The organism is Pseudokineococcus lusitanus (genome assembly GCF_003751265.1).
Lineage (GTDB): Bacteria > Actinomycetota > Actinomycetes > Actinomycetales > Quadrisphaeraceae > Pseudokineococcus > Pseudokineococcus lusitanus.
Genome location: NZ_RJKN01000008.1, coordinates 175,709 through 188,111, shown reverse-complemented (window position 1 = coordinate 188,111; position 12,403 = coordinate 175,709). Strand labels below are relative to the sequence as shown.

Annotated in this window: 12 protein-coding genes; 8 read left to right on the top strand and 4 right to left on the bottom strand. The window is 75.9% G+C overall.

Annotated elements, in window-relative coordinates; all coding sequences use genetic code 11:
• Positions 1 to 512 precede the first annotated feature (512 nt).
• Together EDC03_RS15125 and aztD are read right to left on the bottom strand one after the other, a co-directional pair.
• A complete protein-coding gene (locus EDC03_RS15125; protein WP_123381106.1) occupies positions 513 to 1,376 on the bottom strand; it encodes a metal ABC transporter substrate-binding protein in 864 nt (287 codons plus the stop codon).
• Positions 1,377 to 1,411: 35 nt separating this feature from the next.
• Positions 1,412 to 2,875: a zinc metallochaperone AztD gene (aztD, locus tag EDC03_RS15120; RefSeq protein ID WP_199720303.1), complete on the bottom strand. Its 1,464-nt coding sequence runs from the start codon at positions 2,873 to 2,875 to the stop codon at positions 1,412 to 1,414.
• A gap of 52 nt (positions 2,876 to 2,927) precedes the next feature.
• Here aztD and EDC03_RS15115 point away from each other — a divergent pair, with 52 nt between their 5' ends.
• The 4 genes from EDC03_RS15115 to EDC03_RS15100 all read left to right on the top strand — a co-directional run bounded on the left by EDC03_RS15115 (position 2,928) and on the right by EDC03_RS15100 (position 6,228).
• Positions 2,928 to 3,338, top strand: coding sequence for a hypothetical protein (locus EDC03_RS15115; protein ID WP_123381079.1), 411 nt, complete (start codon positions 2,928 to 2,930; stop codon positions 3,336 to 3,338).
• 103 nt (positions 3,339 to 3,441) lie between these two features.
• Positions 3,442 to 4,188 carry a YqjF family protein gene (locus tag EDC03_RS15110; RefSeq protein ID WP_123381104.1) on the top strand — a complete coding sequence of 249 codons (747 nt, stop codon included), beginning with the start codon at positions 3,442 to 3,444 and terminating at the stop codon, positions 4,186 to 4,188.
• A 76-nt stretch (positions 4,189 to 4,264) separates the two neighbouring features.
• Positions 4,265 to 5,647: an MFS transporter gene (locus EDC03_RS15105; RefSeq protein WP_199720302.1), complete on the top strand. Its 1,383-nt coding sequence runs from the start codon at positions 4,265 to 4,267 to the stop codon at positions 5,645 to 5,647.
• Between the two features lie 110 nt (positions 5,648 to 5,757).
• Positions 5,758 to 6,228 (top strand): CBU_0592 family membrane protein, encoded by a 471-nt coding sequence (locus tag EDC03_RS15100; protein WP_123381078.1) that lies wholly within the window; start codon positions 5,758 to 5,760, stop codon positions 6,226 to 6,228.
• 10 nt (positions 6,229 to 6,238) lie between these two features.
• On the opposite strand, the gene ald is transcribed toward EDC03_RS15100, so the two are convergent.
• Positions 6,239 to 7,351, bottom strand: coding sequence for an alanine dehydrogenase (gene ald / locus EDC03_RS15095; protein ID WP_123381077.1), 1,113 nt, complete (start codon positions 7,349 to 7,351; stop codon positions 6,239 to 6,241).
• A 108-nt stretch (positions 7,352 to 7,459) separates the two neighbouring features.
• On the opposite strand from ald, the gene EDC03_RS15090 reads away from it, so the two are divergent.
• A complete protein-coding gene (locus EDC03_RS15090) occupies positions 7,460 to 7,993 on the top strand; it encodes an Lrp/AsnC family transcriptional regulator (RefSeq protein WP_123381076.1) in 534 nt (177 codons plus the stop codon).
• Positions 7,994 to 8,001: 8 nt separating this feature from the next.
• Here the strand turns inward: EDC03_RS15090 and EDC03_RS15085 are convergent, their stop codons facing one another.
• Positions 8,002 to 9,030 carry a LacI family DNA-binding transcriptional regulator gene (locus EDC03_RS15085; protein WP_199720301.1) on the bottom strand — a complete coding sequence of 343 codons (1,029 nt, stop codon included), beginning with the start codon at positions 9,028 to 9,030 and terminating at the stop codon, positions 8,002 to 8,004.
• Between the two features lie 130 nt (positions 9,031 to 9,160).
• Here EDC03_RS15085 and EDC03_RS15080 point away from each other — a divergent pair, with 130 nt between their 5' ends.
• Genes EDC03_RS15080 through EDC03_RS15070 form a run of 3 tightly spaced genes read left to right on the top strand, consistent with a single transcriptional unit; the run spans position 9,161 to position 12,392 of the window.
• Positions 9,161 to 10,510 carry an extracellular solute-binding protein gene (locus tag EDC03_RS15080; RefSeq protein ID WP_123381074.1) on the top strand — a complete coding sequence of 450 codons (1,350 nt, stop codon included), beginning with the start codon at positions 9,161 to 9,163 and terminating at the stop codon, positions 10,508 to 10,510.
• Positions 10,507 to 11,475 (top strand): carbohydrate ABC transporter permease, encoded by a 969-nt coding sequence (locus EDC03_RS15075; RefSeq protein WP_241967208.1) that lies wholly within the window; start codon positions 10,507 to 10,509, stop codon positions 11,473 to 11,475. Before EDC03_RS15080 ends, EDC03_RS15075 begins: the two co-directional genes overlap by 4 nt.
• The gene (locus EDC03_RS15070) at positions 11,475 to 12,392 is read left to right on the top strand and encodes a carbohydrate ABC transporter permease (protein ID WP_123381073.1); all 918 of its coding nucleotides are present in this window, start codon (positions 11,475 to 11,477) and stop codon (positions 12,390 to 12,392) included. Before EDC03_RS15075 ends, EDC03_RS15070 begins: the two co-directional genes overlap by 1 nt.
• The last annotated feature ends 11 nt before the right edge of the window (positions 12,393 to 12,403 follow it).

The window sequence follows — 12,403 nt, the reverse complement described above, 5'->3', positions numbered from 1 at the left end:
ACCCCGTCCGCGAGGGCGCTGGCCGGGACCAGTGCCGTCACGGCGACGGGCGTGACGACGCCGGTCGTCGTGCCCGCGCCGTCGGTGGTCATGGCATTCACGCTAGGGGCGACCACCGACAACGGACCCCGCCTTGGGCGTCGTCCACAAGCCTCTGACCTGCGGCGATCAGTATCACTCGAACAGGTGATCGAGGTCACACATCGCCGCGACGACGAGCCCAACACCCTCCTCAGCGTCGCGCGGGCAGACGCCCCGATGACCGCCCCGAGCTACCGGGCAGGCGCCGGTTCACCGCCCATGCTCCTCCCACGGCGCGAACAGGCGCCTGTTCGCAGACAGGGCCCCCGCAGAAGCGGAACGGGCGCCCGTTCGCAGACAGGGCCCCTCGCAGAGCCGGAACAGGCGCCCGTTCGCAGAGAGGACCCCTTGCAGAGCGCGAACAGGCGCCTGTTCGCCGCCCACGGGCCTTGCACCGCGCGAACAGGCGCCCGTTCGTCGTCGGGGCGGCTCTACGCCGCGTCGCAGACGAGGCCGTCCCGCAGCGCGGCGAGGTTGGCGCGCATCGCCGTGGCGTAGTCCGGCTCCACGGCGACCTCGAGCGGGTCGAGGGCGGCGACGGCGACCCCGAGGTCCTCGGCGAGGGCCGTGGCGACGTCGGGGCTGGCGACCTCGTCGAAGAAGATCGTCCGGGCGCCGGCCGCCCGCACGACCTCGGTGACGGCCCGCAGGCGCGCGGGCGTCGGCTCGACGTGCGGGTCGACCCCCGTGATGCCGACCTGCTCCAGGCCGTGACGCCCGGCGAGGTAGCCGAACGCCTCGTGCGAGACGACGAGCGTCGCCCCCCGGCACGGCGCCAGCGCCGCGGACGCCTCCGCCTCGAGCACCGCCATCTCCTCCCGGACGTCCTCCGCCGCAGCGGTGTACGCGTCGGCGCCGTCGGGGTCGACCGTGGCGAGCGCGTCGGCGACGTCGGCCGCGACGTCGGCCATGAGCAGCGGGTCGAGCCACACGTGCGGGTCCTCGGACCCGACCGCGCCGTCGTCGACGGCGAGCGCGTCGACGACCGGTGCCCCGTCGCGCAGCGCGACCGCCGCGTCGACCGAGTTCGACAGGCCCCCGACGTGGACGACGAGGTCCGCGTCGGTGAGCCCGGCCACCTGCGGCGGCGTCAGCTCGACGGCGTGGGCGTCTCCGCCCAGACCTCCCACCGCCGCCGCGTCCACGCGTCCGCCGCCGACACGCTGCACGAGGTCGAGCAGCGGCGCCGGGGTGGCGAGCACGGTGACGCGCCCGTCGTCCGCGGACCCTCCCCCGGCGTCACCCGCCCCGCACCCGGCCGCGGCGACCGCCACGAGGGCGGTCGTCGCGGCCACGGCGAGGGCCCGGCACGTGCGGTCCGCGCAGCAGCTCACCGCCGGCCGGCGACGGCGTCGCCGTCCTCGTGGTCGTGCGCCTCGCCCTCGGCGTGGTCGTGGTCACCCTCGGCGTGGTCGTGCTCGCCCTCGGCGTGCTCCTCGCCCTCGACGGGGGCCCCGCCGTCCGGGACGGCCGGCGTCGCGCCGGAGACGACGACGACCTCGTCGGGGACGCCGTCGAGCGACGCCGTGGCGAAGACCTCGCCGGAGACGACGTCGACCGCGTGCACCTCGCGCGTGGCGGGCTCGGTGACGTAGGCGGTGCCCTCGTGCACGCGCAGCGCCGGGCGCGGCTCCTGCCAGTCGTCCGGCTCCTCCCACGCCTCGACGACGGGCACCGAGCGGGTGATCGACGCCGCGGCCGGGTCGAGGACGTGGAGCGCGCCGTCCGTGCCGAGCACCAGCGCCTCGCCGTCCTCGCCCCGGCCGAGCGAGCGGAACGTGTACGAGGCGGGGAGGTCGACGAGCGTCAGGGTCCCGGCGGCGGTGTCCGTCAACGAGACCGTCTGCGTGCGCTCGGGGCCCTCGGTGGCGGAGTCTCGGCCCTCGTCGCGCTTGTAGTCGCCGAGGACGACCGCCGACTCCTCGCTGCCGGCCTGGTTGCCGATGCGGCCGTAGGCGTCCGGCGCCGCGATCTTCGTCAGGGTGTCACCGCGGACGACGACGATGCCGTCCTCGCAGCCGACGACGGCCGCCTCGTCGGCCGCGGTGGCCTCGCCGTGCATGCCCGGGCACTCGTCGGTGCGCGCCAGCTCCGTGCCCTCGGCGTCGAGGAGGACGACGGTCGACCGCTCCTCCTCGGTGCCGACGGTGTGGACCAGCCGCCCGTCCGCCATCTCGACGGCGACGCCGTGGTGGGCCGCACCGCTCTCGACCGTCCGCGCCTGCGGGTCCGCCTCGGCGACGTCGGCGGAGTCGACGACGACGGCACCGCCGGTGCCGTCGTCGAAGAGCGCCGTCCGGCCGGCGTGGGTGACCACGTGGGCCGGGGTCTCGGCCGGGTGGACGACGTCGGTGAGCACGGGGTCGGACGTGTAGTAGTGGCTGTGGTCGCCGTGCGGCTCGCCCCACGTGCCGGCGTCCAGGACGCGGAAGCCGCCCGTGGTCGACACGAGGACGTGGCGGCCGTCGCCGGCGTCGTTGATGCGCAGGTAGCCGTCCATCTCGACGTCGGCGACGGGCTCGAGCGTCGTCGCGTCGAGGACGGCGAGGTCGCCGCCCTCGAGCGTGACGACGAGGCGCGGCGTCGCCGTCGCCACCTCGGCGACGTCGGACGTCGGCTCGGCGGCGGGCGTCGAGGGTGCGGCCGACGAGGAGGCGGTGCTGCTGCCGCCGTCGCCGCAGGCGGCGAGCGCGAGCAGCGGGGCGCCGAGCAGGGCGGCGGCGGACCACGAACGGCGGCGCCGTGCCGCGGTGCGGGCGGGAGCGGTCGGGAGGGCGGTGGCGGAGGTGCTCATGGCGGCGGACCGTACGTGACGATGGGAACGGTTATCAAGTACGTTGAGCGCCATGGACGACGCCGCGCCCCCTCTCCCGGCCACCGGCCCCGACGCCCCCGTCCCCGTGCGGGACCCTCTGCGCGGCACCGCCTCCCTCGCCGACGTGCCGCTGCGCTGGGTCCTCGTGGCCCCCGACGAGGTGGGCGTCCTCCACCGGCTCGGCCGCGTCGTCCGCGGCACCCCCGGCGGGGTCCTCGTCCGCCTCGACGCCCTTCCGCCGGCGGCCTCCGGGGCCCAGGTGGGCATCTCGCCGCGGGCCTGCTGCGGCGGCCACCCCGCCGACCTCGTGTGGCTCGGGGGCCTGTCCGCCGCCGACGTCGGGCTCGTCGAGGCGTGGGTCGCGTCCGGGCAGCCGGACCTGCCGCAGGACCTCGTCGCCCGGGTCGTCGCGACGACGCGGGCGGCGACGCCGGCCCTCTGAGCGCCGGCGACCTCCGGCGCCTAGCGTCGGGGGCGTGACCCGAGAGCCCGCCGCGGTCGAGCCCGTCAGCCCGGCGCCGCCCCCGCTGCGGGGGCCGGTGCTCATGGGGCAGCGCTGGGTCGACCTGGCCTTCCTCCACTGGGCCGTCCCGCCCGAGCGGGTCGAGGCCTGGATGCCGCCGGGCGCACGACCGGACGTCCTCGCCGTCCCGCACGTCGCCGACGGCGCCCCGCGGACCTACGTGGCCCTCGTGCCGTTCCGGATGGTCGGCGCGGGGGTCGGCCGTGGTCCGCGCGTCCCGTGGCTCGGCACCTTCTGGGAGACCAACGTCCGGCTGTACTCGGTCGACGCGACCGGGCGGCGCGGCGTCGTCTTCTGCAGCCTGGACGCCAGCCGGCTCGGCGTCGTCGTCGGCGCCCGGGCGTCCTTCGGGCTCCCCTACCGCTGGGCCCGGATGCGCGGCGACGCACGGGTCACGGGCGGCCGGGGCGAGCTGTCGTGGTCGGCCCGCACGCGCTGGCCGCAGCCCCCGGGCGGCGCCGTGACGAGCGACGTCGCCGTGCGGCTCGGCGACCCCCTCCGCCCGGACGCGCCGGACGCCCCGCTGGCCGACTTCCTCACGGCCCGGTGGGGCCTCCACACGGCCCACCTCGGCCGCACCTGGTACGTGCCCAACGAGCACCCGACCTGGCCGCTGCACCGTGCCGAGGTCACCCGGCTCGACGACGGCCTGCTCGGGGCGGCCGGCTTCGGCGACCTCGCCCGGCGCCCGCCCGACTCCGTCCTCGCGACGCCGGGCGTGCCCGTGCGCTTCGGCCTGCCCGGCCGGGCGACGACGCCGCGGCGCTGACCCGACGCGGGCCGCGGTGCCCGAGCCGCGAGAAGCCCTACCCGGGAGCGGGACCGGGGTGCCACACTCCGCGGACGTGACCAACCCCGCGCCGGGCGACGCCGCCCCGCTGTCGCGCACCGAGCGGCTCGACCGCCTCCCCTTCACCCGTCGTCACGGCCGCCTCCTCGTGGGCTCCGGCGTCGGCTGGGCCCTGGACGCCATGGACGTCGGGCTCATCTCCTTCGTCATGGCCGCCCTGGCCGCCCAGTGGCAGCTCTCGACGGGCGAGCTCTCGCTCGTCGCCTCGATCGGCTTCCTCGGCATGGCGCTGGGCGCCACGCTCGGCGGCCTCCTGGCGGACCGCTACGGCCGGCGCCAGGTCTTCGCCCTCACGCTCCTCGTCTACGGGCTGGCGACGGGCGCCGCGGCGCTGTCCACGGGCCTCGTCATGCTCCTCGCGCTGCGCTTCGTCATCGGGCTCGGCCTCGGCGCCGAGCTGCCCGTCGCGTCGACGCTCGTCAGCGAGTACGCCCCGCGGCGGCTGCGCGGCCGCGTCGTCGTCGCGCTCGAGGCCTTCTGGGCCGTGGGGTGGACGGCGGCGGCGCTGCTCGGCTTCTTCGTCGTCCGCGCGGACGACGACGGCTGGCGCTGGGCCCTGGCCATCGGCGCGGTGCCGGCGGTCTACGCCGTCGTCGTGCGGCGCGCGCTGCCCGAGTCGGTGCGCTTCCTCGAGCGCCGCGGCCGGACCGCCGAGGCGGAGGCCGCCGTCCGCGAGTACGAGGCGTCCGCCGGCGTCCCGGCACCCGCGCAGCCCTCGCCGCCCGCCGTCGCCGAGCCCGCCGCGCGGGCGCGGGCGCTGTGGTCGGCGGCCCTGCGCCGTCGCACCGCGGGCCTGTGGCTCGTGTGGTTCGGCGTCAACTTCTCCTACTACGGCGCCTTCATCTGGCTGCCCACGCTGCTCGTGCAGCGTGGCTTCACGCTGACCCAGTCCTTCGGCTACGTCCTCGTCATCACGCTGGCGCAGCTGCCGGGCTACTTCGTCGCGGCCGTGCTCGTCGAGCGCTGGGGACGCCGCCCCACCCTCGCGACCTTCCTCGTCGGCTCCGCCGTGGCCGCGGGCCTCTTCGGCCTCGCGGGCTCGCCGGCGACGATCCTCGCCGCGGGCATGCTGCTGTCCTTCTTCAACCTCGGCGCCTGGGGCGCCCTGTACGCCGTGACCCCCGAGGTCTACGCGACGTCGGTCCGCTCGACGGGCGCCGGCGCGGCGGCGGGCTTCGGCCGCATCGCCTCGATCCTCGCCCCGCTGTCGGTGCCCGTGGTGCAGCAGGTCACGGGCGTCTCGTGGACGGTCTTCGGGCTCTTCGCCCTCTTCTTCCTCGTCGCCGCGGCCGGCTGCGCGCTGCTCCCGGAGATGCGCGGCCGGGCCCTCGAGGAGGAGCTCCCGGAGCCCGCCCACCCCCTCGCCCGCACCTCCTGACCGCCCCGCCCGCGCTCCGGCGCCCTCTCGACCCCACGTCCGGCGTGGCGGGTCGGGAGGGCGCCGAGGTGCAGGAGACCGGGCGGTGCAGAGACGGGCCGGACGTGCCGATGACCCGGCACGTGGCACCGCACCTCCTCCTCGCCCTGTCCCTCTCCGGCTACCTCGGCGGCCTGCTCGGGCTCGTCGCCTACGGGCTCGTCAGCAGCGGCCGGCTCTCTCCCACGTCCGTCCCCGCCGTCGCCACGAGCAGCGTCGGGGCCGTCCTCATGATCGCCAGCGGCGTCGTCGTCGAGGCGTGGCCGTCGGTCGGCGTCAACGCCGTCTGGGTCGTCCTCGGCGTCGCCGGCGCCCGCCGCGCGCGAGCCGCCGCCCGCACGACCGCGGTCGACCGCACCCCGGCCGCGCCCGTCGACGCCGCCCCCGCCGCACCGCGCTGGGCCGACGACTGGGACACCGCGGCCGAGCAGCTGAGCACCGGGGCGGTCGACGTCGTCCCGGCCCCCGCCGGCGGCGACGCCGCGTGGACGGCGACCCGCCCGCTCCCCGTGCTCGACGCCGCGGGGCGCCCGGTCGCCTGAGCCGTCGCGCTCAGCCGAGCAGCTGCTCCACCGGCGTCAGCGGGAGGCCGTGCGCCGTCGCGACGCCCGGGCTCGCGAGCGCCCCGCCCGCCGTCGACAGGCCGGCGGCCAGCGACGCGTCGCGCCGCAGGGCCTCGCGCCAGCCGGAGCCGGCCAGCGCCACCGCGTACGGCAGCGTGACGTTGGTCAGCGCGTAGGTCGAGGTGTGCGGCACCGCGCCGGGCATGTTGGCCACGCAGTAGAAGACCGAGCCGTGGACGGCGAAGGTCGGGTCGTCGTGCGTCGTCGGGCGGGTGCTCTCGAAGCAGCCGCCCTGGTCGACGGCGATGTCGACGAGCACGCTGCCCGGCCGCATCCGCGCCACGAGGTCGTCGCCGACGAGCTTGGGCGCCCGTGCCCCCGGCACGAGGACGGCACCGATGACGAGGTCCGCCTCGACGACCGCGCGCTCGAGCTCGAAGGAGTTCGACATGACCGTCCGCAGCCGCCCGGCGTAGTGCTCGTCGAGGTGGCGGAGCTTGGCGATGTCGCGGTCGAGCAGCGTGACGTCCGCGCCCATGCCCACGGCGACGCGCGTGGCCGCGGCGCCCGAGACCCCGCCCCCGACGACGACGACCGACGCCGGGCGGACCCCCGGCACCCCGCCCATGAGGACCCCCCGCCCGCCCTGGCTGCTCATGAGCGTGTGGGCGCCGACCTGCGGCGCCAGCCGCCCGGCGACCTCGCTCATCGGCGCGAGCAGCGGCAGCGACCGGTCCGGCAGCTGCACCGTCTCGTAGGCGACGGCGGTGGTCCCGGCGGCGAGCAGGGCGTCCGTCAGCGGCCGGTCGGCGGCCAGGTGGAGGTAGGTGAAGAGGAGCAGGTCCTCGCGGAGGAAGCCGTGCTCGGCCTCGACCGGCTCCTTGACCTTGAGGACGAGCTCGGCCGACCACGCCTCCTCGGCGGTGGCGACGACCCGGGCACCGGCGGCCGCGTAGGCGTCGTCGGGGATCGAGGACCCGACGCCGGCCCCGGCCTGCACCAGCACCTCGTGACCGCGGCCGACGAGCTCGTGCGCGCCGCTCGGCGTCAGCGCCACCCGCAGCTCGCGGTTCTTGACCTCTCGGGGCACTCCGACGCGCACGACGCACTCCTCGCCTCGGCACCGGCGGGGCGCCGACGCACCTCCCCATCGTGGCAGCATGTTCGGGCAGGCGGCGCTGAGCCGACCGACATCGCCGGAAGAGGCCCGATGACCGCAGGACGTTCGGCCCGACCCCGTCGTCGGGAGCCCGTCGCGAACGCGGTTCGGGACCACCTCGACGACGTCGACGCCGAGGTGGTGCGCCTGCTCCTCGCCGACGCCCGCACGCCCAACAACGCCGTCGCGCGCGCCGTGGGCGTCGCGCCGTCCACCGCCCTGGCGCGCACGGCGGCGCTGCGCGAGCGCGGCGTCATCACGGGCGCCCGCGCCGAGGTCGACCCGGGCCGCGTCGGGCTCGGGCTGCGCGCCCTCGTGTCGGTGCGCCTCGGCACCCACGACACCGCCGACATGCAGGCCTTCGTCGAGGGGCTCGCGGCCCTGCCCGGCGTCCTCGACGTCTTCTTCCTCGCGGGGCGCGACGACTACCTCGTGCACCTCGTCTCGCCGGGCTCCGACGCCCTGCGCGAGCTCGTGCTCACCTCGTTGTCGAGCCACCCGCTCGTGCAGCACACCGAGACCTCGCTCGTCTTCGAGCACCGGCCGGGCAGCGACCCGCTCGGGCTCGGCGCCGCGGCCGGCTGAGCCGCGCGTCAGGCGCCGGTGCTGCCCCGCGCCACCAGCCGGGACGGCGCGGCGACCGCGCGCGGCGGCAGCTCCGGGTCCGCGAGGCGGGTGACGAGCAGGCGCACCGCCTCCCGCGCGACGACGCCGCGGTCGATGGCCACGGTGGAGAGGCCCGGCGAGGAGAAGGCGCTCTCCGCGACGTCGTCGACCCCGACGACCGCGACGTCCTCCGGCACGCGCACGCCCTCGGACTGCAGGCCGCGCAGCACGCCGAGGGCGAGCGCGTCGTTGAGGGCGAAGACGGCGTCGACGTCCAGCCCGGCGCGGCGGTCGCGGGCGAGCGCCCGGCCCGCCTGCGCGCCGTCCTCCCGCGTCCAGTCGTGCACCGCCCGGCGGAGGGCGGGGTCGGCCGCCACGGCGTCGAGGCCCGCCGCGGCGAGCGCCGCCGCCCACCCCTCCAGGCGCTGGGACGCGGTGTCGTGCAGCGTGTGCTTGAGCCCGACCACGGCCACCCGGCGGCGCCCGACGGCGAGCAGGTGCTCGGTGGCCGTCCGCGAGACGGCGACGGAGTCGATGGAGACGCGGTCCACCGGCACGCCGTGCGCGTGCTCGCCGAGCAGCACCATCGGCGTGTGCGGGAGGGCGACGAGCTCGTCGGCCGACATCTCCAGGGGCGAGAAGATGAGGCCGTCCGCGAAGCGCGTGGGCAGGCCCGCGGCCACCTCGCGCTCCCGCTCGACGTCCCCCTCGGTCTGCTCGACGGCGACGGTGAGCCCGTGCTCCCGGGCCGCCCGGACGACGAGCGCGGACAGGTCCGCGAAGTAGGGCATGTCGATCCCGGGGACCGCGAGCGCGACCATGCCGGTGCGCCCCTGCCGGAGCTGCCGCCCCGCCGCCGACGGCCGGTAGCCGAGCGCCCGCACGTGCTCGAGCACGCGGTCGCGGGTCTCGGGCCGCACGTGCGCGTAGCCGTTGACGACGTTCGACACGGTCTTCGGGGAGACGCCGGCCGCGAGCGCGACGTCGCGCACCGTCGTCGGTCGCCGCGCTGCCACGCGCCGCAGCATGCCCGACGCCCGCGCCGCCGTGCTCGCCCGCCCGGCAGTCGGTCGCCCGTCGGCCCTTGACACGAGCCGGGGCCCGGGTGGCACTCTCTACATCGTTGTAAAGGCAAAGGAGCCGAGCATGACGAGAGCACGCCCGGCCCGCGTCCCCGCGGGCCCCTCCCTCAGCCGCCGCTCCCTGCTGCGCGGCGCGGCCCTCGGCGCGGGCGGCCTCGGCGCCGCCTCGCTCGCCGGGTGCGGCGCCGTCGGCAGCAGCGGCACCACCCCGCTCGCCTTCTGGAACTTCTTCACCGGCGGCGACGGCGAGCGCATGGTCGACCTCATCAACAGCTACCGGGACGAGGCGCCCGGCGTCGACGTCACGGACACGACGCTGCTGTGGGGATCGCCGTACTACACGAAGCTCGCGATGGCCTGCGAGGGCGGCCGCGCGCCCGACCTCGCCAGCCTCCACGCCTCGCGCCTGGCCACCTTCGGCCAGGAGCTCGTGGACCCGTGGGACACCGACGAGCTCGCGGCCCGCGGCATCACGATGGACCAGTTCCCGACGCCCGTCGTCGAGCGCGTCACGGTGGACGGCCAGATCAAGGCGCTCCCGCTCGACACGCACCCGCTCGTGCTCTTCTACAACACCCGCGTCTGCGAGGAGGCGGGCCTCCTCGCCCCCGACGGGTCCCTCGCCCCGCTCGACTCGGCCGAGGCGTTCCTCGACGCCGGGCGGCGCGCGGCCGAGGTGACCGGCGTCAACGGCGTCGCCTACGGCACCGGCGACGCCCTCGCGAGCTTCATGCTCTTCTGGTCGCTCTTCCGCCAGCTCGGCGGCGAGATGGAGCTGCCCGACGGCGGCCCCGCCGAGGTCGACCGCGACGCCGTCGTCGAGGCCATGGCCTTCGTGCAGACGATGTGCGACGGGACCATCGCCTCCCGCACCCAGGACGGGCCGGGCGCGCCGGCCGCCTTCGCCGGCGAGCAGGCCGGCTTCCTCCTCATCGGGCCGTGGGAGGTCATCACGGCGCAGAACGCGGGCATCCCGTTCTCCATGACGCAGTTCCCGGCGCTCTTCGGGGACACCCCGTACGTCCGCGCCGACAGCCACAGCCTCGTCCTGCCCACCCAGGCCGCCACGGACCCCGAGGTCCGCGCGGCCGCCTACGACATGGCGGCGTCCATGCTGAAGAACAGCCTCCTGTGGGCCGAGGGCGGGCACATCCCCGCCCTCTCCGCCGTCGCGGAGAGCCCCGAGTACCTGGCGCTCGAGCCGCAGTCGAACTACCGCGGTGCCGCCGAGGTCGCCGAGTTCGACCCCTCCGCCTACTTCGCGGGGTCGGGCTCGACCTTCATGTCGCGCGCCGGCCAGTCGCTGCAGGGCGTCGGGTCCGGCGCCCTCACCCCCGAGCAGGGGGCGGACGACCTCATCGGCTGGGTCGACGAGCAGCTCTCGCTCGGCAGCCCCGTCCGGAGCGCGCGGTGAGCGCCGTCGGCAGCGCGGCCCAGACCACCGTGCCCGCCCCCGGGGCGGTCCTCGACGGCGACGCCCCCGGCGGCGTCCGGCGCCGGCGCGGCCCCTCGCTGACGACGAGCCGCGGCGGCTTCTGGTTCGTCCTGCCCTTCCTCGTCGTCTACGCCCTCTTCACGCTCTGGCCGATCGTCTACGGCCTCGGCATGAGCTTCTTCGACACGAGCCTCATCAGCGGCGGCGCGCAGTTCGTCGGGCTCGACAACTACGCGCGGCTGCTCGGCGACGGCGAGGTCTGGCGGACGCTCGGCATCACGCTGCTCTTCACGCTGCTGTCCACGGTGCCGCTCGTGCTCATCTCGCTGGGGATGGCGCTGCTCGTGCACACCGGCACGCGGGGGCAGTGGTTCTGGCGCTTCGCCTACTTCGCGCCCTTCCTGCTGCCGGTCGCCACCGTCGTCCTCATCTGGCAGTGGCTGTTCCAGGGCGACTTCGGTCTCGTCAACGGCGCGCTCGGCCTCGTGGGGCTGCCCGACGTCGGCTGGCTGTCCGACCCCGCGGTCGGCCTCTGGTCGGTGGTCGTCCTCACGGTCTGGTGGACCGTCGGCTTCAACTTCCTGCTGTACCTCGCGGCGCTGCAGGCGATCCCGCAGACCGTCTACGAGGCGGCCGCCATCGACGGCGCCGCCGGGTGGCGGCGGCTCGTCTCCATCACGCTGCCGCTGCTCAAGGTGACGACCGGGCTCGTGCTGACGCTGCAGGTGCTCGCGTCGCTCAAGCTCTTCGACCAGGCGTACATCCTCTACGGCGGCTCCGGCGGCCCGGGCGGCGTCGCGGCGCCGGTCCTGCAGTACGTCTACGACACCGGCTTCGTGAACTACCGCCTCGGCTACGCCGCTGCCATCTCCTACGTCTTCTTCCTCATCATCATCGTCGTCTCGCTGGTCCAGGCCGGCATCAGCCGCAGGAGGAGTGCCTGATGGCCGCCACCAGCACCGGCGTGGACGTCGCGCGCCCCGACGCCCCCCGCCCGCTGCGGAAGAGCCGCGAGGGCGTCTCCCGCGCCCAGCAGGCGTCGCTGCTGACGCGCAGCGCGATCGCGACGGCGCTGGCCGTCCTCGCCGTCGCGTGGCTCGCGCCGCTGTTCTGGGCCCTCGTCACGTCCCTCAAGTACGAGGCCGACACGACGACCGTGCCGCTCGAGCTGGTGCCCGAGGCCGGCTTCACCCTCGACGCCTACCGCTCGGTGCTCTCGAACGACAACCTGATCACGTGGTTCGTCAACAGCACCGTCGTCACGCTCGTCGTCACCGCGCTGACGCTCGCGCTGTCGACGACGGCGGCGTACGGCTTCTCGCGCACGAGCTTCCGGGGCCGCGGGCTCCTGTTCGGCCTCGTCGTGGCGGGCATCATGGTGCCGCCGCAGATCCTGCTCGTGCCGCTGTACCAGCAGGTCCTCGCCATGGGCCTGGCCGACACCTACGCGGGGATCATCCTCCCGCAGCTCGTGGTGCCCGCCATGGTCTTCATCCTCAAGAAGTTCTTCGACGGCATCCCCCGCGAGCTCGAGGAGGCCGCGCGGGTGGACGGCGCCGGCACCTTCCGGATCTTCTGGCAGGTCGTCATGCCGCTGTCGCGCTCGATCGTCGCGGCCGTCGGGATCTTCGTGTTCATCGGCGCCTGGAACAACTTCCTCTGGCCGTTCATCATCATCAGCGACCCGGACCTCATGACGCTGCCCGTCGGGCTCGTGCAGGTCCAGTCGAGCTTCGGCGTCCGGTACGCGCAGGTCATGGCCTCCGCGCTCCTCGCCGGGCTGCCCCTCATCGTCATCTTCATGCTGTTCCAGCGGCAGATCGTCCGCGGCGTCGCGACGACCGGCCTCGGCGGCACGTGAGCCCTTGCCCT

Bases quoted from the DNA above. Each gene is read 5' to 3' on its own strand.
- EDC03_RS15080 (WP_123381074.1), top strand. From the start codon at position 9,161: ATGACGAGAGCACGCCCGGCCCGCGTCCCCGCGGGCCCCTCCCTCAGC.
- EDC03_RS15115 (WP_123381079.1), top strand. From the start codon at position 2,928: ATGGACGACGCCGCGCCCCCTCTCCCGGCCACCGGCCCCGACGCCCCC.
- EDC03_RS15100 (WP_123381078.1), top strand. From the start codon at position 5,758: ATGACCCGGCACGTGGCACCGCACCTCCTCCTCGCCCTGTCCCTCTCC.
- aztD (WP_199720303.1), bottom strand. From the start codon at position 2,875: ATGAGCACCTCCGCCACCGCCCTCCCGACCGCTCCCGCCCGCACCGCG.
- EDC03_RS15070 (WP_123381073.1), top strand. From the start codon at position 11,475: ATGGCCGCCACCAGCACCGGCGTGGACGTCGCGCGCCCCGACGCCCCC.
- EDC03_RS15110 (WP_123381104.1), top strand. From the start codon at position 3,442: ATGGGGCAGCGCTGGGTCGACCTGGCCTTCCTCCACTGGGCCGTCCCG.
- EDC03_RS15090 (WP_123381076.1), top strand. From the start codon at position 7,460: ATGACCGCAGGACGTTCGGCCCGACCCCGTCGTCGGGAGCCCGTCGCG.